The sequence below is a fragment of the Oleiphilus sp. HI0061 genome, assembly GCF_001635675.1.
In genome coordinates, this window is the sequence record NZ_LWFE01000315.1 from 1 (window position 1) to 917 (window position 917).

The window sequence follows — 917 nt, forward strand, 5'->3', positions numbered from 1 at the left end:
TAGCCCATTAACGCATATGGCGGCAGCTCATGCGGAGGCTAAATCTATTGGTTTGACAGCTGATAGTATTCAGGAATCTATCGCTCACATTGAAGACTTGCTAGATCTAGATGCTGGTGCGATGCGTTTGGCGCCAGCAGATTTAACTGCTATTGAGTCGTATAGTTCAATTACAAAAGCAGAACTGGAAATGGGTGTTTTGTCAGCCTCTTTCTTGTCAATGGTTGAGCTGGGTCGTTGGGATACGATTGAAGAAGTAATCGAACATGTAGAGGAAGTGATTGCCAGTGATGGCGTTCTAGGGGCTCAAAGTACTGAGGGCGATGAACAGATTACTCTGGATGAGGTTTTTCTAGAGGCAAGCGAAATTGCATTAGATCTAGAGCAAGCGCTTCCAGATAGTGAACATGCCGAGACATTTGCGGCGGTTAGACAGGAAACGAATGATTCCTATAACGACGTAGCAGAGCTTAACGAGACTCCTGACCTCGAAATTATTAGCCAGCCTCAAGGTGTAATTGTTGATGAGTTGGAAGAGGTCTTATTAAGTGTGGGAGCTACCGGTGGCGAGCTAAGCTATCAGTGGCGTAGAGATGGTGTTGAGCTTCAAGGTGCGGTACTAAGTTCACTATTGATTTCAGCTGCAGATACTTCCGACTCAGGCAGTTATGATGTTCTGGTGAGCGATGAGTCAGGTACCCTGGAGTCTTTGACTGCTTTAGTAGTAGTTAACGAATTGCCACCAGTAGTTGTGATAGACCCTGTTCAAATTTCTACGCAACCTACTTCTGTTAGTGTAGATGAAGGAGAGGGAGCGGTACTATCTGTCGCTGCGAGTGGCGGTGGTGAGTTGGTGTATCAGTGGTTTAAGGGTGGGGTAGCGATTAGCGGCGCGACCTCAAGCTCACTCTCTTTCG

1 protein-coding gene is annotated in these 917 nt (G+C 46.8%); it reads left to right on the top strand.

Annotated features, from left to right (window positions below; all coding sequences use genetic code 11):
• On the top strand, positions 1 to 917 hold a 917-nt coding region (locus A3735_RS30255), incomplete at both ends, for an immunoglobulin domain-containing protein (protein WP_197485658.1).